Source organism: Collinsella aerofaciens (assembly GCF_027679495.1).
GTDB classification, from domain to species: domain Bacteria; phylum Actinomycetota; class Coriobacteriia; order Coriobacteriales; family Coriobacteriaceae; genus Collinsella; species Collinsella aerofaciens_AK.
The window spans coordinates 1-246 of sequence record NZ_JAQEKC010000023.1 but is presented as its reverse complement, the minus strand read 5'-3'; the positions used below and the strand labels follow the sequence as shown (position 1 = coordinate 246).

The following is a 246-nucleotide window of genomic DNA, read 5'->3' as shown; positions in this document are numbered from 1 at the left end:
GGGAAGCGCTCTCCCCCTGAGCTAAACGCCCAAATGGAGCGGACAACGGGGCTCGAACCCGCGACCCCAACCTTGGCAAGGTTGTGCTCTACCAACTGAGCCATGTCCGCTTACGAGGATTAATCTTACGTGATGCCCGCATCCTATGCAAGAACTTTTTTAAAAAGTTTTGCAACGCCCTCGCGAACCCTTGATTATCAACTTCATCCGAACACTTCCCACATTCATCCGCACATGTGCGGATGA

At 52.4% G+C, this 246-nt stretch carries 1 tRNA gene; it reads right to left on the bottom strand.

From position 1 onward, the window contains the following. Positions 1-34: 34 nt before the first annotated feature. Positions 35-110: transfer RNA gene (locus PGW49_RS08230), tRNA-Gly, on the bottom strand. Positions 111-246: the final 136 nt, after the last annotated feature.